Genomic DNA, 21,474 nt, shown 5'->3' with positions numbered 1-21,474 from the left:
AACGTTAACGCCTGGGGGTATTCCACTACGATATAAGGCAACTAACTTAGTTGCGACCTTCAAGTTGCTCTTTCAACGCAGCTAATGCATCAATATCGCCCAACGTAGCGCCACGTTCGGCCTGAGCCGGAGCGGTCGTTTTGGTTGCAGCCGCTTTGGGTGCTTTTTGCTCTTTGGCAGGCTCGCTTTTCTCCTGCCACGTTTTCGTATGCGACAGCATAATCCGCTTCTCCTCTTTCGAGAACTCCGTTACTTTAAAATCAAGCGTTTCACCAGCTTCCGCTAATGTACCATCTTCTTTGCCCAAATTCTTGAGCGACGAGAAACCTTCGATACCATACGGCAATTCGAGGGTTGCCATTTTATCATTTTTGCTCTGAACGGTAGAACGATGAATGGTGCCAACGGCGAAAACGGTCTCGAACGTATCCCAGGGGTTTTCTTCGAGTTGCTTATGGCCCAAAGCCAGACGGCGATTGTCGACATCAAGTTCCAGAACAACAACTTCAAGGTCGTCGCCAACCTTAATGAAATCCGAAGGATGTTTGATTTTTTTCGTCCACGACAGGTCAGATACGTGTACCAGCCCGTCGATACCTTCTTCCAGTTCGAGGAACAGGCCGAAGTTCGTCAGGTTACGAACTAAGCCTTTGTGCTTGGTGCCAACGGCATACTTCGCCCGCAGTTCGGGGCGCGTCCAGGGGTCTTCGGTCAGTTGTTTGATACCCAGCGACATTTTACGGTCGTTGCGGTCGAGCGTCAGCACTTGTGCTTCTACTTCATCGCCAACTTTCAGAAATTCCTGTGGGTTACGCAGGTGCTGCGACCACGACATTTCCGAGACGTGAATCAGCCCTTCTACGCCTGGCATTAATTCGAGGAACGCACCGTAATCGGCTACGTTCACGATTTTGCCTTTCACTTTCGAGCCAAGCTGCAGGTCTTCGGCCAGCGCATCCCAGGGGTGAGCCTGGAGTTGCTTCATACCCAGCGAGATACGCTTCTTGTCTTCGTCGAAGTCGAGAACAACCACGTTGACCTTCTGGTCGAGATGCAGTACTTCCGATGGGTGGCTGATGCGGCCCCACGAAATATCCGTAATGTGCAGCAGACCATCGACACCGCCGAGGTCGATGAACACGCCGAAGTTGGTCATGTTCTTGATAACACCTTCCAGAACCTGCCCTTTTTCGAGGTTGTTCAGGATTTGAGCGCGTTGTGCTTCGAGGTCTTTCTCAATCAGGACTTTGTGCGAAACGACAACATTGTCGTTGGCATAATTAATCTTGACAACTTTAACCTCCATTTTCTTGCCAACAAAGATGTCGAAGTCACGAATCGGCTTCACATCGATTTGCGAACCGGGCAAGAACGCTTCTATACTAAAAATATCGACAATCAGGCCCCCTTTCGTCCGGCGTTTCACGAAACCGTCGATAACGAGGTCTTCGTCCAATGCCTTCTGAATTTTCTGCCAGGCAGTAATCACTTTCGCTTTCTTGCGCGAGAGCACCAGCTGACCGTTAGGGTCTTCCTGATTTTCTACGTAAACTTCAATTTCATCCCCCATCTTCAGGTCCGGCATATCGCGGAATTCAGAAGCTGGTACTAAGCCATCCGATTTAAACCCAATGTTGAGTAATACTTCCCGGTCTGTTATCCCAACGACGGTTCCCATTACTACTTCTTTCTCTTTAACCTCCGACAACGTATTGTCGTACAGTTCCAACATCCGGTTATGTTCTTCAACCGAATAGCCACTTCCAAACCCTTTGTTGTCTGCCCGGTCCCAATCAAATGCCGGCAGTTCGCGTTGCTGCGTTTTGCTCATAAAAAATAGTTTCCTGACCCACTCAGTACATCAGCCCGTAGGTCAATCGAGGCTGACTTTTAGTTGCAGTCCTTTTTTGCCTTCAAAAAAGGACTGCAAAGATAGCAAATGCTGTCGGAAAAGTTTCGGAATGGGAAAAAGTCTTTGGAACTAAGGAGCGGCCCGCCGTTGCGGAAAGGAGAGAGGACCTGTTGTGGAATTCTCTCTCCTTTTCCGCAACGGCGGGCCGCTCCTCATTTTTATTGAAACGCTTTTTCTTTCTTGGCCAAGAACGGCATCCAGCTTTGCTCAATGGAACCGGAAAACTCGCGTAGAAAAACCAGAAATGTTGGCTTAAAGGGTCTCTGGCGTAATTTCAGATTCGCTTCTTCGGGGGTATAGTCGCCTTTTCGCGAGTTGCAGCGTTTGCAGGCAGTGGTGAGGTTATCCCAACTGGTTTTGCCACCCCGCGATTTTGGCAGAACATGGTCGAGCGTCAGGTCATCCGTGGTGCCACAATATTGACAATGGTGACCGTCGCGCTTGAAAATATTCTGTCGGGTGAGCATCACGCCTTTGTAGGGCAGATTTACGTACCGATGAAGCCGGATAACCGACGGCATCGGGAACTCGGCAGAGATGGTTCGAAGCTTAAATTGCTCGGATTCGGCAACGAGTTCGGCTTTGTCTAAGTATACCAGCAGGAATGCTTTAGGAACGGAGCAGATGCTGAGGGCACTGTAATCTTGATTTAAGACTAATACTTTCCTACCCATATCGCGTTTAGATGCCTCTGTGCGGTAGCAAGTTACAGAGTTATCCACATAAGGGCAAGAATTGCGAAAAATTTAGTATCGCTCCCGCTGCATATCCCGTTCTACCTCGCGCTCTTTGATGCTGTCGCGTTTATCATAGAGTTTTTTGCCTTTGGCCAGGGCGATTTCGACTTTGGCAAAACCACGTTCGTTTGTAAACAGGCGAGTTGGCACGATAGTCAGCCCCTGGTCTTTTAGTTTTTCGTTCAGGCGTTTAATCTCACGCTTCGTGAGCAGGAGTTTACGGTCGCGCAGGGGTTCATGATTGTAATGCGTACCTTCGGTATACACCGATATGCTCATCTGCCGGATGAAAAGTTCATCATTGTGAATGAGGCAGTAAGCATCCTGCAAATTCACTTTTCCCTGCCGAACTGACTTAATTTCGGTGCCGGTCAGGACAATACCGGCGGTGTACGTTTCTAAAAACGCATACTCAAACGAAGCCCGACGGTTCCGAATATCAACTTGTTTAACGATTGAAGCAGAAGCCATGCACTACTAATATAGGATGTTGGTGTATTGAACGCCTACAACGTAAGCGGGTAAGACCAACAACACCGGAAATTAACGAGTGGTTTATAATTTAGACAGCGAAAATAGACAAACCCGACCCGTTGCGACGATAGTGTCCAACGGGCCGGGTTCGCTAATTAGTAGTTTACACTATTTTTTCGCTGTCTGCTTAGCCTGATATTCCTTGTTGAGTCCAGCCAGAATTGTTTTTGTCTGGTCGGCAGATGGGTCGGCGAACAGAATGCCTCCGCCTTTGGTATAGCCCAGCACAAACTCATAGTTGTTTTGCGCGTTTATCTTCTTCAGATACTCGTAAATCTGGTCGTATAACTGCTTGTTTTTGCTTTGTTCATCAGCAGCCAGATTTTGCGCGGCCCGTTCCCGATAGGCCAGAATATCCTGCTGTTCTTTCTGAAGCGATGCTTCGGTGGCCCGGCCCTGTTCCTGAGTCATGGTTGGGGCACGCTGCTGAAAGAAAGCCACTTTATTTTGCAGGTTCCGGCCTTTGGCGGCCAGGTCGTTTTCTAACTGGAACCGCTTGCTTTCGAGAACTTTCTGCGTGTCTTTGAAATACTCGTACTTAGTCAGCAGTGAATCAACATTCACATACACAATAGATTTGCCTTTGGCTTCGATGGGCGCTTTAACTTCGGGTGCCGTCTGGGGTTGACGATCTTTAAAATGCAGGTAGTAGAGTATAGCTACGGCAATCGTCAGGATGACGTTTAGAATCAACGAGGCATTCTTCACAGGAAATGAATCAGTTAGTTATCGGTTTATCCGACAAAGGTAGAGGATTTATAAGTTATGAGGTACGATTTGCCAGTTGATTTCCAGTTGCCTGCCTCACTAAGGATCCCGACAGCCCAGCCAGCCCGCCGACCAAACCCCCTAAAATTGTGGTGACAACCATCGGAATAGCCGCATTATTGGATTTAAAGAGCAATTCGCCCATTCTCCCGGTGAAGATTCCGTCGGTTTGTAAATGGATAAGCAGCGCGTAGGCCAGCCACACCAGCGCAACGCCTGCAAAACCAAACACAAACGCCCGACCTGCTCCGGGACTTCGCCAAAAGCAAACCAGGAAGGCAATAATAGCCACGCTCCACCAGGGAAGAACAAATTGAGCCAGCAGGCTCAGAACAGCAATGAGAAGAGGTTGAATCATGTGTCATTTAATTGGGCATTCCAGGTTCAAGGTTAATTCTGCATCAGACAACTTTGAACCTGAAACCTGGAACTTAGAATCTATTTTATAACAATCGTTCGTTTAATTCTCGGATGTTTATCCTGCGCCGATTGCAGATAGAGCAACTCATTCAATTGTCCCGTTCGCCAGGTTTCAATCATATCCTGATAATACGGGCTGCCGGGGTTTCCCGACTGCCCGCCCGGATAGATACCATACGCTTTGGGTTGCGGCCCTAACGCCACGACCATCCGCCAGGAAGGACCATGACGCTCGTTAGTCGCGTTCACCATCACATTGCCGCCACCTATTTGCAAATTCAATACGCTAAATGCATCAACACCGGGCAATAAATGCCGAATGGACGTATTTTTATGAGGTCCCCAGGCCCAGCCCGAACTCACAGGGCCATGATTTTTAGTGAGCGTGTCGCAGGTGGCCCGGAAACTTTGGGTCAGCACATCAGTCAGGCGTTCGCGGGCGGGGGTCTTCACGTTGTCGAACCAACGCGCGTTGGGGTCGCGCTGCATGAGGGTTAGCGTCCGGTCGAAGGATGGGTTACGCATGGGTAACGTATCGCCCATGTTAAACTCGTCGGCCCAGACGGTTTCCATAAGTCGTTGGTTCCAGACGGTAAAAATGGTTGCCCCTACTTCCGATGTATCGTTGTTGAATTTCCAGGCTTTCAGCGTGTCAAAGGCTTTTTTCTGGGCCTGACTCAACTGGCTCACAGTCACATTGGACAGCATGACGGGCAACGCATCGGCAGCCCGCAGATTAAAATTATCGTTTTGCAAAGTACGCAGGCTATCGGGCGTGGCCCTCTGCATAGTTGTCAGGCGCTGGTTGATGCGTCGCCCCCGTTCATACGGTGCAAAGGCCCAGTTAATGTAATAGGGATAGGTCGGGTCGGTAGACGACTGATTTGCTGAACTGACAAATCCTCGGGGTGGATTTTTGACCAATGGGTTCTGGTCAGCCGGAACGAAGCCATGCCAATCGTCGGCGGGGTCGGTCCCATCCAGTAAAAACTTGCCCTGTCCCTTCCACTTGAGCGGGTAGCGACCATTGGGCGAAATGGCAATGTCGTTCTGGTTGCTGGCAAACACGAAATTCTGTGCCGGAGCGACGTAGTAGGCCAATGCCTTTCGATAATCGGCGAAATTTTTAGCCCGGTTGAGTCGGTAAAAACAGGCCATTTCGTTTGATGGCTCGTGAGCAATCCAGCGGGCGGCATACCCCACTGGAATATTTTTCCTGAACGCTTTAGCACCTGGTTTATACACAACTGGACCATGATGCGTGTAGAGTACCGAATCGACAACATCGGGTTTGCCTTTCACTTTAATCATTTCGATTCGTGTGCGAACGGGCTTCCATTGGTTATCGTGCCAATACTCCCGGCGCGTGTTGTCTTTGAAACGGATTGCATAAAAATCCAGCACATCGGCCCCAACGTTAGTAACACCCCAGGCTACATCTTTATTGAACCCAATAATGACGTTCGGCGCACCGGGCAACGTTGCGCCATAAACGTTCACCGTTGGCGAGACGAGTTGCATCTGGTACCAGATTGACGGCAAACTTAAACTTAGGTGGGGGTCGTTGGCTAAGATAGGATAGCCGGTTGCCGATTTCTGCGCCCCAACAGCCCAGTTATTCGAACCAATTTCGGGCGTAGGCCGACGAAGGCCCGCGTCAAATTTCGCAATCAGGTCGTTGATGGTAGTGTCTTTGGGGGCAGCGGGAATTGGCAAAGGCTCGAAATCCCATTTTGTGCCGGGCGGAATAATCGGGTCTTCGCGGGTGGGGTAGTCGGGAAACAGGTCAGCCGTGACAGCCGCGCCATATTTTCGCAGCACATTGGTCATCAGCAGGTCATCGGCTCCACTGGCTAAGGTGCTGGTCATTTGCTTGAGCAGGAGCGCACACTTCAAAGGTGACCAGGGTTCGGGCGCATAGCCCAGCAGTTTGTATTCGATGGGATAATTGGCGGGCGTCAGCTTACTGATCCAGGCATTTACCCCTGCCGAATACGCATTGAGGGCATCGCGGGTGGTTGGGTCGTCCTGCATTCCTTTCAGCGTTTGTTCGGCTCCGTATACCATGCCCAGATTACGACTGAACCGGTCCAGTTCTACCGCTCGCTCACCCACTAATTCAGAAATCCGTCCGGCGGCGGCGTGCGTCTGAAATTCCATTTGCCAGAGCCGGTCGCGGGCGGTCAGGTAGCCCTGAGCGAAATAGAGGTCCTGGTCGTTTTGGGCAAATACATGCGGCACCGCTTTGTCATCGAACACAACCGTGACGGGAGCGGTGGTACCCTTGAGCGTGATTTCTTCGTCAGTAGTGTTCACGGCTTCCGCATTTTGCCAGAAACCCACAAACGGACTTAGCAATGGCCCAAAGGCCGGAACACTGCCCCAGGGGCGGTTTAGTGCCCAGACAAGAACGATAGTAAGCAGAGAAACAACAATTGCTTTTGTGTAGCGCATGGTGAAGTAAACGTGGGCGGGACTATTACAAACGCAAGTTTACGATTGCACCCATCAAATAAAAAGTATTCTTTTCCTAACGGGGGCAATTCTTTTTTACATTTGCTGACTGTGATTATTCAAGGATTGCGTTTTGAATACCTTTATTCGAGGTAGGCGACAAAGAACAGGATGGAACTGACGGATACGGAATTAGCCCTTCGACTAAAACAACACGACGAAGCTGCGTTCGAGACCTTGTTTCGGCGGTACTACCGGTATCTATACAGCGTAGCCATTCAGTACGTCAAAGACCCTGCTTTAGCAGAAGATGCGCTCCAGGAGGTTTATCTGAAATTATGGACGAATCGGGAACAGGTAGACGAAACCCGGTCGATCAAGAGTTATCTCGCTACGGCCATGCGTCACCAGGTCCTGAACGCCATCCGCAACGAAAAAAGGGCTATTCTGCGTCACTTGAACCACCAGACAACCCAGCCAGATACCGATACCTCCACCGAGGAAACCCTCATACTCAATGAATATGGTTCGGTTTTCCAGAATGGCCTGCGCCAGCTTTCCGCCCAGCGTCGGTTAGTGTTTATACTCCGCTCCGAGAAAGGGCTTACCAATGAAGAGGTGGCGGCCCAACTCCAGATTTCGATCAACACGGTCAAGGTGCAATACTACCACGCCTGCCGCTTCCTCCGCGATTACCTCCGCCAACATGCCGGCATTGAAGCCATGCTGGTGCTGATGGCTACGTTTTGCAATTAAACACGAATTATTTTTTTCTTTCCAATAATACTCAAGGCAGCGGGTGGTGTATAGGGAGTATACTGGCTTTCCTATTCCTATGACCGAACACCTGTTACAGCGGTATTTTGCCAATCAGGTAACGCCCGACCAAGCCCGGAGTGTGCTGAGTTGGTTCGATACCGAAGCGGGCCGAAGCTACCTGATGAACCGGCTCGACACCCAGCTCGGCCAGGCCGACTGGCACGCCCCTCCAAACAATCCCATGCCCGATGCCGAACGGATGCTGGCTGCCATCCGCCAGCGTATACCAACCGATTCGACCAGGGCGCCAATGACAGTCATTCGTCCGGTCAACTGGTGGCAGCAGCCCATGCGCTGGGCGGCTGTTCTGGTCGGTGCGCTCCTGCTGGCGACGGGCGGCTATTTCGGGAATCGGTACCTAAACCCAGACGACTTGATTCGGCAAACAGCCTTTGGGAAGACATCGACGCTAACGCTGCCCGATGGGTCGATTGTTACGCTCAATGGCAACAGCCGCCTGCGGTATGCTCCTCAGTGGGCCAGCCACCAAACCCGCGAAGTTTGGCTTGACGGGGAAGGGTTCTTCCAGGTGACGCATCAGCAAAATCACGAACGGTTTGTCGTGCATTTGCCCAACAAGCTAAAAATTGAAGTATTGGGAACCCAGTTCAATGTGGTAGCCCGTGAGAGCCGGGCAAAAGTCGTCCTGAACAACGGAAAAATACGGCTCGACGTGGGCGAACAGGCGAAAGAGAAGCTGATTATGCTGCCGGGCGATTTGATTTATGCCGACGTAAAAACAAAAGAATACTACCGCAAGCGGGTCGACGCGGCTGCCCAGTCGGCCTGGCAAACGGGAAGGCTGAAATTCGACGGAACCAGTTTGCAGGAAGTGGCCAATATGCTGGAAGATACCTATGGCGTAACGGTGGCAATTGCCGACCCTGAGTTACGCAAACAGACGCTTTCCGGCACCATTCCAAACCAGTCGATGCAAACCATTCTCGACGGCCTGTCAACCCTGTTCGATTTGCGGATTACACAGCAGGGCAATCGGATAACAATTCAACGAACCAATTAACCTCGACCATGAACCGAAAACTATTTGTCCTTGTAACGCTGCTACTGGCCGGAATTTTGCCCGTTCGGGCGCAGCTTCTGGCCTCCGGCAATCGATATGCAATCTACCAGAACCGGGAAAGCGATACCCGACTGGTTACGCTACGAAGTGCCCTGAACGAACTGGAACGGCATTACGGCGTTTCATTTATCTACCCAACGAACCTGGTCGATACTAAAGTAATGCTGATTAATCAGCATCAGCAGAATGTGGAAACGGAGTTAACCAACCTCTTGGTTAACAAAGGGTTGACCTATAAAAAAGTACAGACTAATTTCTACGCCATCGTGCCGGTAAATGAAAAAAGCCCACGGTTTTTTCGTAAAATCGAGCAGATCCAAACCAAAACCAGTGCAGACCAAACAGCCGAACCCGTAAGTTTGCCCAACCGTATGGTCGACAAGCTGGAGCACATCGGCTGGTCGATGACCTCGGCACAACCATTGGCCGACATTAGCGGGAAAGTATCCGATAAAAACGGACAGGGCATTCCGGGCGTCAGTGTCATCGTAAAAGGCACCAACCGGGGCACAACCACGAACGTATCCGGCGACTATAGTCTCAATGCACCCAATAATGCAGTGCTCGTATTTAGTTTCGTGGGTTACGCATCACAGGAAATTCCGGTGTCGAACCGAAGTCGGCTTAACGTTACCTTACTCGACGATGTGAAGGCGCTCAGTGAAGTGGTCGTGGTGGGGTATGGAACCCAGAAACGGGCGTCGGTTACGGGCGCTATCTCGTCGGTCTCGTCTCAGGAAGTGACGCAACTACCCGTTCCGAGTGTAGAGCAGGCCATTCAGGGCCGGGTGCCAGGCGTTACGGTGGTAGCCAACGGATCGCCCGGCGAATCGCCAATTGTACGGATTCGGGGCATTGGCTCCATCAACTATTCGGCAAATCCGCTCTACGTAATCGACGGCTTTCCGACCAGCGACCTGAATAACTTCGATACCCGCGATGTTGAATCGGTCGATGTCCTGAAAGATGCCTCAGCAGCCGCTATTTATGGGTCGCGGGCGGCCAATGGCGTCATTATCATTACCACCAAAAAAGGAACCGGCGACGGTAAGCTGCACGTCAGTTACGACGGGTACGTTGGTACGCAAAGCGCCTGGCGACAACTCGACCTGCTGAACCGGGATGAGTATATCCAGTACGGCACGGCCCTGCGTACCAATGCCGGTCAGCCGGTGCCCACCCGTTTCGCCAATCTGAATCAGCCTATTTATACCGGTGCGACGCAAACCTACGCGCAAACCGATACCGACTGGCAGAAGGCCGTGTTCAGGAGTGCGCCGATCACGCAGCACAGTGTTCAACTGTCGGGGGGGAACGAGCGGTCGCGGTTTTATGCGTCGGTCGGCTACTTCGACCAGCAGGGCATTATGGTTGGCACGGGCTATAAACGCGGCAACTTCCGCATTAACTCCGACCATACCATCAGCAAGCGTTTTTCGTTCGGGCAAACGCTCACCATTTCGTATGACGACAAACTCAACGAAGTTAACGCCGGTGGCCGCACGCAGATTCAGAACATGATTCGCATGACGCCCTACATGCCCGTTGAGGACCCCACGAGGGTAGGTGGTTATCGCGGGCCCGATGGCTCCGACGCGTCTGACCCGCAAAATCCCGTGCGGGCAGCTCTTCAGGACCAAAGTGATACACAGCGGATGAAAATTCTCGGCAGCGCCTATATCGACGTGAAAATCATCGACGGGTTGACTTACCGGCTTCGGGGCGGCATCGACTATGTAACAGCCCGCACCTATTCGTTTTTGCCTATTTACAACGAAAGTTTCAATGCCCGTTCACTGGCCAACCTGACCGACAACCGCTATACGTTCACGTCGCCGTTGATTTCCAATCAATTGAGTTACGAGAAAACGTTTGGCAAACACAGCATCAACGCGGTGGCCGTGGCCGAGCGGCAGGCGGGTACGCTTCTCGACATTAATGGGTCGGGGCAGGCCGCTTCCAACGATATTCGGGAACTGAGTGCGCTGATCGGTACAAGTGTGGGCCTGACCGGCACGCGGTCGGAGAACGTACTGATTTCCTACTTAGGCCGTGTCAACTACGAATATGCGGGTAAGTACCTGCTGGGCGCGTCGTTCCGGCGCGATGGCTCATCGCGGTTTGCACCGGGCAACAAATGGGGCGATTTCCCGTCCGTGTCGGCGGGGTGGCGCATCAGCGAAGAAGGGTTCATGAAAAATATACCTGCCATTTCTGAGTTAAAACTCCGCGCCAGCTATGGCACGATGGGTTTCAACGGCATTGGCGATTATTCGTGGCAAGTGGCCGTTTCTCAAAACACCAACTCCATTCTGGGCAGCGACCGCGCACAGGGGACTTATTTCGACCGCTTAGGCAATAGTAATCTGCGCTGGGAGGTCACTAAAATGACGAACGTAGGGTTAGACCTGGGGCTACTCAACAACAGCATCACCCTGTCGGCTGAAGTCTACCAGCGCAATACGGACGGGTTAATTCTGAATCAGCCCATTGCGCCCTCCATCGGGTACTCGCAGTCGCCCATTGTGAACGTGGGCAGTATGCAGAACAACGGCGTAGAACTGCAACTGGGCTATAACAAAACGAATGGGGCGCTGCGGTTCAATGCCTCGGGCAACATCGGGTTCGTGAGCAACAAGGTGCTGAGTCTGGGACCAACGGTTTCGCCCCTGCTGAATGGCTCAAATGCCGATTATGGTGGGTTCGACATTACCCGCACTGAAGCAGGCCAGCCGATTCAGTATTTCTACGGCTGGAAAGTAGCCGGTATTTTCCAGAACGCCGATGAGGTCAAAGCGGCTCCTGCCCAGGCCAACGCCAAACCGGGCGATATCCGGTTCGTGGATGCCAATAACGACGGAACAATCAACGCTGACGACCGGGTAAATCTGGGTAATTTCCTGCCAAAGTTCACGTATGGCTTGAACCTGACCGCCAATTATGCAGGCTTCGATGCGTCGCTATTTTTTCAGGGTGTGCAGGGAAACAAAATTTACAACGGCGTTAAAGTGCTGGAACAGGGCATGTTGCGGTTGTTTAACGCGGGTACCGACGTGCTTCGGGCCTGGACGCCCACCAATACCAACACCGACGTTCCCCGTGCTGTTGACGGAGACCCCAATGCCAACTCGCGCACATCGGATCGGTTCATTGAAGATGGATCGTACCTGCGGTTGAAAAACCTGAGCGTTGGGTATTCTATACCGGCGGCCACCCTGCAATCGTTCTCACGCGGAACACTCAGCCGGGTGCGGCTCTACGTGGCCTCCACCAACCTGCTGACGTTCACGAAGTACACCGGCTACGATCCGGAAGTCGGCTCGCGGTATAACGGAACGCTTACCAATGGCGTAGATTATGGTCAGTTTCCACAAGCCCGCACATTCCTGGTAGGGCTGCAACTTGGTTTTTAACGAAACAGAAACAAACGAATCAATCATGAAATCGACACACTGGACAACAGGTATAGTGGCAATGGGGCTGTTCTTCGGATGCAGCACCAGCAGCCTCGACAAGGTGAATCCCAATCAGGTTATCACCGATAATTATTTTAAGAACAGCGCCGAATTAGTGAAGGGAGTTAACTCAGTATACGCCATCTGGCAGAGTTTTAACCTCACGGGCCGCGAGTGGTGGTTCCTCCAGGATTTGCGTTCCGACGATGTGGCCTCGGGTGGGGGTCAGTTGGAAGCCCCCCGCAACCAAATCCTGATTGGCGCACAAAACCCTGGCAACTCGGTGGCCCTTTCGGTCTGGAATGGCCTGTATCGCTCCATACACCGGGCCAACGTAGTTATCGACAAGGGAGCCGCCGTTACCGATAACCCAACCCTGGCGAAGCGGGTTATCGGCGAAGCCAAATTTCTACGGGCGTTGGCCTACTTCGATCTGGTAACGAATTGGGGGGGAGTGCCTCTCTATACCGCCTTCGTAACGGCAGTTGATGGGTCTAAAGTAAAGTCGTCGGCCGATGAAATTTATGCGTTGCTGATCGCTGATTTACAGGCAATTCAGGCCGACCTTCCGGCTACCTTCAGCGGTGCTGACCTCGGACGGGCCACCAAGGGAGCGGCTCAGGCCCTGCTGGCCCGGATTTACATGCAAAAAGGTGATTATGCCAATGCCAAAACCCAGCTTCAGCAGATTATCACCGCCGGAACGTATAAGCTGACGGACGAATATATCGACAATTTCACCGAAGAGGCAGAGTTCAACTCCGAGTCGGTTTTTGAGATCGGTTTCTCTAAAATCGGCGACTTTAACTGGGATGGCGATGGCAACGATGGCGGTGCCAATGAAACCATGACCCGAAGTCAGGAATATTCGGCCATTGGCTGGCGAAACCTGATCCCGTCAAATGCCCTCCTGGCCGATTATGAACACACGGCCAAAGGCGACGCTAAAGTTGATCCGCGTTTGACCTATAATTTTTACTTTATCGGCGATGCCTACAACAGCGGTAAAAACACCCTGGGCGAGTCTCAAGTGCAGGGAAATACGTCGGTTCTGAATGGAGTAACCCAGAAAATTAGCTGGAGAAAATACACGGCGATGTATAAAAACAATGAAACCTTTTACACGTCGGGCATCAACATGCGTCTGATTCGCTACGCCGAAGTGCTACTCATGATGGCCGAAGCCGAGAACGAAACCGGTAATTCTGCTAACGCCATAGCCCTGCTCAATCAGATTCGGGCGCGCAAAAGTGTAGCTATGCCCGCCTACCCTACCAAAAACTACCCCGTCAACAGCAAAGACGAGGTGTTTCGGGCCATTGTTCACGAGAAGCGGGTGGAGCAACCCGGCGAACAGGTTCGCAACCGCGATCTTCTGCGCTGGCGGGCACAGGGTAAGCTCAAAACTGAGCCAATCACCTACTTTGTCAAAGGCAAGCAGGAGTTGTTGCCCATTCCACAGCAGGAACTGGATAGTAACAGCAAACTGAGTCAAAAAGACCAGAATCCAGGCTATTAGTAGTATAAGGCCTATTTAAGTGTGGGGTAAATCCCCGGCTGGCCAGCGTTGCCAAGCCGGGGATTTTGTTTATCTTTCAACTATGCGTTACCCCTTCAGGCTAACCCGTTTAGTATTCCTCATCCTGGTCGGCTGCACTCACCATCCCACCCGATTTGAGCGGCTGACCGCCGATCAGACGGGTATCGACTTTGCCAATACCATCACCCAAAGCGACTCACTGAATGTACTGGAGTTTGAGTACCTCTACAACGGCGGGGGCGTTGGTGTCGGCGATTTTAACGGTGATGGCCAACAGGATATATTCTTGGCGGGCAATCAGGTATCGAGTCGATTGTATCTGAACAACGGCGGATTTACCTTTCGGGATGTGACCGATTCGGCCGGTGTCCGCACTAACTTCTGGTGTACGGGCGTTGCCGTAGCCGACATCAACCAGGACGGGCGACAGGACATCTACGTCTCAACCATTCATCCCGACCGCAATCGGGCGGTTCCCAATCTTCTGTTCATTAATCAGGGGAACGATAAAAATGGCATTCCCCGCTTTGAGGAATCCGCACAGGCCGCTGGGCTGGCCGACTCCAGCTATTCGACACAGGCTACGTTTCTTGATTATGACCGCGATGGCGATCTGGACGTTTTTCTGCTCACCAATGCCCTGGAGGCCTATAACCGTAACGCCGTTACCGGTCCGCGCAACGATGGTTCGGCAAAGAGCCGGGACAAGCTCTTTCGGAATGACGGGCGGGGGGCGGGGAGCAAGGCGCAGGCAACACGGTCTGCGGTCGGAATGCCGGACCACCCGCGCTCCATGCCCCACGCTCCTCTCCCCCATTTCACCGACGTGTCCGCTCAGGCCGGTCTGTTGCACGAAGGCTGGGGATTGGGCGTGGTCGTTAATGATGTGAATCAGGATGGCTGGCCGGATATTTACGTGGCCAATGATTTTCAGTCCAATGATGTCTGGCTAATCAATAATCAGAATGGCCGGAGCGCCGGACCGTCGTTTACAAATCGCATTGCCGAGACACTTAAACATCAGAGCCACAACAGCATGGGCGTTGACATGGCCGACATGAACAACGACGGCCTCAATGACCTCGCCGTTGTGGATATGCTGCCCGACGATAATCTGCGGCAGAAAACCATGTTCGCCAACGTACCGTATGACCGCTTTGAGATGGCCCGGCGACTTGGTTACCAGCCGCAATACGTTCGGAATGTGCTGCAATTGAACCGGGGATTCGCACAGGGAGCATGGGGCGGGGAGCACGGAGCGAGGCAGGAAGATTCCCTGCTCCGTGCTCCCCGCCGGAATGCCGGACCACCCCTGCCCTTGTTCTCCGACATTGGCTACTTAGCCGGAACAGCCGCAACCGACTGGAGCTGGAGCGCCCTCTTCGCCGACGTAGACAATGACGGTTTACGCGACTTGCTGATTACCAATGGCTACCGCAGGGATATTACCGACCTGGATTTCACCAGCTACAACCGCGACGCCGGCACTTTCGGCTCCGACGCCGACCGGCGAACGGGGTTACTCAAACGAATTGACGACCTCGAGCCAGTTTATAAGCCAAACTTTTTGCTCCACAATAAGGGCGATCTGCGCTTCGCCAACGTCGCTAACGACTGGGGGTTAACCGAACCGTCGTTTACGAACGGCACCGCCTACGCCGATTTTGACAATGACGGCGATCTGGATTTAGTCATGAACAATATCAACGATCCGGCTTTCATCTATAAAAACCTGACGATTGAGCAGGCCGTAGATTCGACAGCAAATCACTTTCTAAAGATAAACCTGTCGGGAAAGCCGGGAAACCTCGAAGGCTTAGGATCGAAAATCCAGATTTGGGCGAATGGCACCATTCATTACACCGAATACACCCGACAGCGGGGCTACCAATCCACGATGGAATCCGGTATGCACATCGGTTTAGGCAAGGTTCAACGTATTGATTCGCTGAAAATTCAGTGGCCGGATGGTAACGGTCAGGCCATTTATAACGTAACGACAAACAAGACCTTAACGCTGAACGAACGCAACGCAACCCCTCAGTCCAGCCCATTCCTGCAGTTACAGTCCCCTGCCCGACCCCTCCTGCACGACGTTTCCGACCAGGCGGGCCTGACGTTTCAGCATCGGGAAGCTGATTTTGTGGACTACAAAGCCCAGCAAACGCTGTTGGCACATAAACATTCGCAGATTGGACCGGGGCTGGCCGTTGGCGATGTGGATGGCAACGGGCTGGACGATATCTACATAGCGGGGTCAGCGCACCAGGGCGGCACGTTTTTTTTTCAGGAAGCCAACAGGAAGACCGGGTCAGGCACATTTCGCCGGAAAGACCGACCCGCTAAAGAACCAGAAGAAACCGGCGTCCTGTTGTTCGATGCCGACAACGACAGCGACCTTGACCTCTACGCCGTTCATGGCAGCACCGAATTTGGCCGCAACCAGAGCCGCTATCAGGATAGCCTTTACCTGAACGATGGCCGGGGCAACTTTCGGGCCGCACCAAATGCCCTGCCCAACACAATGGCCAGTGGCTCCTGCGTTCTTGCCACCGATGTTGACCACGATGGCGATTTGGATTTGTTCGTCGGTGGGCGCGTGGTGCCGCAGCGGTTTCCCGAACCGGCAAGGAGTTATTTGCTGCGAAACGATAGCCGAATTGGGCAAATTCGTTTCACTGACATTACCGACCAGTTTGCGCCGGGCCTTGGTCAGGCGGGGTTAGTATGCACAGCCCTCTGGACCGATGTTGACAATGATAGCTGGCCCGACCTGATGCTGGCCGGTGAGTTTATGCCCATTACGGTGTTCAAAAATCAGGCGGGTCGGCGGCTGGCTCCACTGCCCATGCCCACGCTGGCAAAGGCCGCTGGTTTCTGGAATAGCCTCACTCCGGGCGACTTCGACAATGACGGTGATCTGGATTACGTAGCCGGAAATTCAGGCCTAAACAGTCGTTTTCAAGCTTCAGCCGACCATCCAGTGTCAGTCTATGCGGCTGATTATGACAAAAACGGCACGTTGGACCCAATTTTAAGTTTTTTCAACGGCGAGACCGAATACCCGGTTCACCCGCGCGACGTGCTGACCGATCAGATTCCGTCCTTCAAGCGTAAAATGACGTCGTATGCGGCCTACGGAAAAATGAAATTGAGTGATTTGCTATCCGCCAATGAGCAGCAACAGGGGCTCATCCGACGGGTAACTTATCTATCATCGGCTTATCTTGAAAACAAAGACGGGACGCTGGTGCTGCACGAACTGCCCATCGAAGCGCAGTTTTCCCCCGTTTTTGGCACCCTGGCTACCGACGTCAATCAGGATGGCAATCTGGATATACTCCTGACCGGCAATGACTACGCCACCGAAGTGCTGTCGGGCTGGCAGGACGCCGGGCTGGGCTTATGTTTGTTAGGTGATGGACGAGGTCATTTTAAGACGCTGTCTCCGGCGCAGTCTGGCTTTGTGGTGGATGGCGACGCGAAAGCATTGGCGTCGGTGCTGTTGGCAACTGGACAATTGGCTTACGTAGCAACGCAGACGAATGGCCCTTTGCAGATATTCAGCGAAGTTTCCGGCCAAAAATACGCGCGGGTAAAACCAACTACTCAACAGATAACCCAACCATCAGGTGGTGGGCGAAAACGTAAGACCGAATTTAACTGGGGCAGTGGCTACCTGTCGCAGTCCTCGCGGGTTATCCCGTTAAGGTCGGTAGAAACAAAGGGTAACTAAAAAAGAAAATGTACTTTTGAGCCTACGTTTCAGCCACACCGTATGCGCGTCAGTCTGTTTCTCACTTGCATGATTGCAACTGCCTCTACTCAGCTTCCACCACCAGCATTGGATATACAGGGCCATCGGGGTTGCCGGGGCCTGATGCCCGAAAATACCATACCGGCCTTTCTGAAAGCACTCGACCTCGGTGTTACAACGCTGGAACTGGACGTTGTCATCAGCAAAGACAACCAGGTGGTTGTTTCCCATGAGCCGTACTTCAACGCAGCCTTTAGTATTGCCCCCGATGGGAAACCGGTGGATAAAAAGGCCCAGAAAGATCTGGTGCTTTATCAAATGAACTATGCCGACATTAAACGCTATGATGTGGGGTCAAACGGGAACCCGGCTTACCCCGAACAGCAGAAAATCAAAACCTACAAGCCGCTGTTGAGCGAAGTCATTGACCAGGCCGAAGCGTATCGAAAAGCAAAAAACCTTCCCCTTTTTTCGTATAATATTGAAATCAAGAGCGACCCCTCAGAATACAACAAAAGCCAGCCCGAACCGGCGGCTTTCTGCGACCTGGTGCAGGCGGTTATAAAAAAGCAATTGTCGCCCGAACGGGCCAATCCAGGCCGGGCCAATCCAGGCCGGGCCAATCCAGGCCGGGTAGTTATTCAGAGTTTTGACTTTGCTGTATTGAAGCAGTGGAAGCAGGGGGTCGACAAAGGCCAATACCTTAATGTTCGGCTGGCGGCTTTGGTCGAAAACCTTCGCAGCCCGGAAAAGAATCTGGAAGAACTTGGCTTTAAACCCAATATTTATAGTCCTTATTTTAAACTTATCAGTCAGGATAAAATTACCCGGCTGCACGAGCAGGGCATAAACGTTATTCCCTGGACGGTGAATCAGCGCGACGATATGACTCGCCTGAAAGCCTGGGGCGTCGATGGGATTATTACCGACTTTCCCAACCGGGCAATCGGGTTGTAAACCGAAGCATGTAAATTTGCGTTTATTGCTAACCAGTTCAATTTGGTTAGTTTATGTTATTTTTAGCCGCATGACGTTCCTCAATACCACACTTAAATGGCTGCTACAACGACGATTGCCCCGCATTGAGGCAATGATGCAGCAGCCCGGATTCGTGCAGCAGAAAGTGTTTACCCAGCTTATCCGGGCCGGTCGCCGAACGGAGTGGGGTCGGGAACATCAGTATAAATCCATTCAAAACATCCGGGATTTTCAACAACAGGTGCCCCTTTCGAGCTACGAAGACCTGTTTCCCTACATCGAGCGGGTGATGAAGGGAGAAAGCAAGGTATTGTGGCCCTCGCCGGTTCGCTGGTTTTCCAAATCGTCCGGCACAACCAACGCCCGCAGCAAGTTCATTCCCGTTACGATGGAGTCGCTGGACGAAAGCCACCTGAAGGGCGGCAAAGACATGATGGCTCTCTACATTGCCAACAATCCCGACAGCCGGGCGTTTGAGGGAAAAGGACTTTCCATTGGCGGCAGTCTTCATGCCAATCCATACAGTTCCAATAGTGCAGCGGGTGATGTGTCGGCAGTGGTTATGAAAAACCTGCCCAGTTGGGCGCAGTATATCCGCACGCCTTCCATTCAGGTTGCCCTCATGGACGAGTGGGAGATGAAGCTGGAACGAATGGCCGACATCACATCGCAGGAGAACGTAACCAGTATGCTGGGTGTGCCCACCTGGGGATTAGTTCTGATTGATAAAATTCTGGCCCGAACGGGCAAATCGAATATTCTGGAAGTCTGGCCAAATTTCGAGGTGATGATGCACGGAGCGGTTAACTTTCAGCCATACCGGGAGTTGTTTGAACAGCAGGTATTTCCGTCCAAATCAGTTCGTTATCAGGAAGTTTACAACGCATCGGAAGGATTTTTTGCCATTCAGGACGACCTCACGCGGGTGGGCGAAATGCTGCTCATGCTCGACTATGGCATTTTCTATGAATTTGTGCCCATACACGAGGCCGACCAACCGTTCCCCAAAGCATTGACCATCGACGAAGTTGAGGTCGACAAAAACTATGCCCTCGTTGTTTCGACCAATGGCGGCCTGTGGCGCTATAAAGTGGGCGATACCGTCCGGTTCACATCGGTCTATCCGCACCGGCTGAAAGTGAGTGGCCGGACCAAGCATTTTATCAATGCGTTTGGCGAAGAGGTCATTGTTGAAAATGCTGAGACGGCCATCACTCGTGCCTGTGAAGCCACCGGAGCCGTTATAACTGACTATACCGCCGGGCCATCCTACATGGGCAATGGCAAAAACGGCTGCCACGAATGGGTCATCGAATTTGCCCACGAGCCACGTAGCCAACCGTATTTCAATCAGATCCTGGATGAAACCCTCCGGCAGGTCAACTCCGACTACGACGCCAAACGCTACAACGACATGGTGCTGAAACGGCCCCGCGTTCATGTTGTTCCGCCCGGCACGTTTTATGCCTGGATGAAACAACGCGGCAAAGTAGGCGGGCAGCACAAAGTGCCACGTCTGGCTAATTCGCGGGAGTATCTGGACGACATTCTGGGGCAATTAACCGTTGACCGGTAGCCTTAATCGAACGAAGCATTTTGCGTTTCTGTTTCATAGGCAGAACCTATTATCATTGAGCTGACGGTGAAAGACATTCCTGCGTAGTGGTTCGTTCGTTCACTCTCTCGCTCGCTCGTTGAGCCAATGAAATCCTTCGACATACCTGAGTATTACCGCAGCAGCATTATCACCCCGCTGAAAGAATTTCGGCGGAAGCACGATAAACTTAAGCGTGATTTCACCCCCACTTTACTTGATTTTGGTCCAATCCGCGTGTACATAGCCCGGCATTTTGGCTTTTGCTACGGGGTCGAAAACGCGGTCGAAATTGCCTACAAGGCTATTGCCGAAAATCTAGGCAAACGAATCTACCTGCTTAGTGAGATGATTCACAACCCCGATGTTAACGCTGATTTGCAGGACCGGGGCGTGCGCTTTATTATGGATACAAGCGGGCAGCAACTCATTCCCTGGTCTGAGTTGACCCCCGATGACGTGGTGATTATTCCGGCGTTCGGCACTACGCTGGAAACGCAACATCAGTTATCGGCCTTAGGATTAGATGTTGCAAAATATGATACCACCTGCCCGTTTGTCGAGAAAGTCTGGAACAAAGCAGGCCAGATTGGGCAGAAAAATTATACCGTAATTGTACACGGCAAACCCAGCCACGAAGAAACCCGCGCAACCTTCTCGCACAGCAAAGAAGCGGCCCCAACCGTGGTTGTGGAAGACATGGCACAGGCGCAGCGGCTGGCGAAATACGTTATGGGTGAACTGGCCGCCGACGAATTTTACAGGGAATTTGCCGGGCAATATTCGGTTGGTTTCGACCCTGCCCGCGATCTGGAACGCATTGGCGTCGTGAACCAGACTACAATGCTTGCCTCTGATACACAAGGCATTGCCGACTACCTGAAGCAGGTGATGATTCTGAAATATGCGCTGACCGGAGATGATGTTGACGCTCATTTCGCCAATACGCGGGACACGCTTTGCTACGCTACCAACGATAACCAGGATGCCACCTATGCGCTCCTTGCCTATCCATTCTCGTCCGACCCGGCCAATCCGGCGGTGCCTCGTCAGGACCGGATCAGTCCGGACCGGGCCGATTTTGCCATAGTTGCCGGTGGCTATAACTCGTCTAACACCTCGCACATTGTTGAACTCTGCGAGGAAAAACTGCCCACTTATTTTATTGAATCAGAGCAGAAAATTTTGTCTGAGAAGCTAATTCGCCATTTCGATAACCATACTAAACAGGAGATCGTAACCGAAAACTTCATTCCCCGACTAGACAGTCTCCAATCGGATGGCACAGCCAATCGGCCCGTAACGGTACTACTTACCTGTGGAGCCTCCTGCCCCGATGCGGTCGTGGAAGGTATTCTGCTAAAACTGATTCGTTTTTTTCCGAATGCCCGTCCTATTGAGGAGGTAATGCACGATTTTTCCTGA

14 protein-coding genes are annotated in these 21,474 nt (G+C 52.2%); 8 read left to right on the top strand and 6 right to left on the bottom strand.

The genetic code is table 11. The features are described 5' to 3' along the window. Window positions 1–46: 46 nt before the first annotated feature. The 6 genes from rpsA to ACYVI1_RS11725 form a co-directional block, all read right to left on the bottom strand. Window positions 47–1,831 (bottom strand): 30S ribosomal protein S1, encoded by a 1,785-nt coding sequence (gene rpsA, locus ACYVI1_RS11750; RefSeq protein ID WP_460910188.1) that lies wholly within the window; start codon window positions 1,829–1,831, stop codon window positions 47–49. Between the two features lie 239 nt (window positions 1,832–2,070). Continuing rightward, on the bottom strand, window positions 2,071–2,586 hold the full coding sequence (locus tag ACYVI1_RS11745) for an HNH endonuclease (protein WP_460910186.1): 516 nt from the start codon (window positions 2,584–2,586) through the stop codon (window positions 2,071–2,073). Window positions 2,587–2,658: 72 nt separating this feature from the next. Then, window positions 2,659–3,120 (bottom strand): SsrA-binding protein SmpB, encoded by a 462-nt coding sequence (gene smpB, locus ACYVI1_RS11740; RefSeq protein ID WP_460910184.1) that lies wholly within the window; start codon window positions 3,118–3,120, stop codon window positions 2,659–2,661. 171 nt (window positions 3,121–3,291) lie between these two features. Further along, a complete protein-coding gene (locus ACYVI1_RS11735) occupies window positions 3,292–3,891 on the bottom strand; it encodes an OmpH/Skp family outer membrane protein (RefSeq protein ID WP_460910182.1) in 600 nt (199 codons plus the stop codon). A 55-nt stretch (window positions 3,892–3,946) separates the two neighbouring features. Next, window positions 3,947–4,309, bottom strand: a complete 363-nt coding sequence (locus ACYVI1_RS11730; RefSeq protein WP_460910180.1) for a hypothetical protein — start codon at window positions 4,307–4,309, stop codon at window positions 3,947–3,949. 80 nt (window positions 4,310–4,389) lie between these two features. Further along, window positions 4,390–6,825: a penicillin acylase family protein gene (locus ACYVI1_RS11725; RefSeq protein ID WP_460910178.1), complete on the bottom strand. Its 2,436-nt coding sequence runs from the start codon at window positions 6,823–6,825 to the stop codon at window positions 4,390–4,392. A 171-nt stretch (window positions 6,826–6,996) separates the two neighbouring features. On the opposite strand from ACYVI1_RS11725, the gene ACYVI1_RS11720 reads away from it, so the two are divergent. The 8 genes from ACYVI1_RS11720 to ACYVI1_RS11685 all read left to right on the top strand — a co-directional run bounded on the left by ACYVI1_RS11720 (window position 6,997) and on the right by ACYVI1_RS11685 (window position 21,474). Next, on the top strand, window positions 6,997–7,581 hold the full coding sequence (locus ACYVI1_RS11720; RefSeq protein ID WP_460910176.1) for an RNA polymerase sigma factor: 585 nt from the start codon (window positions 6,997–6,999) through the stop codon (window positions 7,579–7,581). 79 nt (window positions 7,582–7,660) lie between these two features. Further along, window positions 7,661–8,665, top strand: coding sequence for a FecR family protein (locus ACYVI1_RS11715; RefSeq protein ID WP_460910174.1), 1,005 nt, complete (start codon window positions 7,661–7,663; stop codon window positions 8,663–8,665). A gap of 8 nt (window positions 8,666–8,673) precedes the next feature. Beyond that, the gene (locus tag ACYVI1_RS11710; protein ID WP_460910172.1) at window positions 8,674–12,138 is read left to right on the top strand and encodes a SusC/RagA family TonB-linked outer membrane protein; all 3,465 of its coding nucleotides are present in this window, start codon (window positions 8,674–8,676) and stop codon (window positions 12,136–12,138) included. 25 nt (window positions 12,139–12,163) lie between these two features. Continuing rightward, on the top strand, window positions 12,164–13,699 hold the full coding sequence (locus ACYVI1_RS11705; RefSeq protein WP_460910171.1) for a RagB/SusD family nutrient uptake outer membrane protein: 1,536 nt from the start codon (window positions 12,164–12,166) through the stop codon (window positions 13,697–13,699). 82 nt (window positions 13,700–13,781) lie between these two features. Next, window positions 13,782–17,456 carry a VCBS repeat-containing protein gene (locus tag ACYVI1_RS11700; protein ID WP_460910169.1) on the top strand — a complete coding sequence of 1,225 codons (3,675 nt, stop codon included), beginning with the start codon at window positions 13,782–13,784 and terminating at the stop codon, window positions 17,454–17,456. 69 nt (window positions 17,457–17,525) lie between these two features. Next, complete coding sequence (locus ACYVI1_RS11695) at window positions 17,526–18,434, top strand: glycerophosphodiester phosphodiesterase family protein (protein ID WP_460910167.1); 909 nt, start codon at window positions 17,526–17,528, stop codon at window positions 18,432–18,434. 70 nt (window positions 18,435–18,504) lie between these two features. Continuing rightward, window positions 18,505–20,031 (top strand): GH3 auxin-responsive promoter family protein, encoded by a 1,527-nt coding sequence (locus tag ACYVI1_RS11690; protein ID WP_460910165.1) that lies wholly within the window; start codon window positions 18,505–18,507, stop codon window positions 20,029–20,031. A 126-nt stretch (window positions 20,032–20,157) separates the two neighbouring features. Beyond that, entirely contained in the window at window positions 20,158–21,474 is a 1,317-nt protein-coding gene (locus tag ACYVI1_RS11685; protein WP_460910163.1) for a 4-hydroxy-3-methylbut-2-enyl diphosphate reductase, read from the top strand.

This window comes from Spirosoma areae (genome assembly GCF_054781775.1).
Note: the sequence above shows the minus strand (reverse complement) of the source record. Positions and strands in the feature narration are given on the sequence as shown.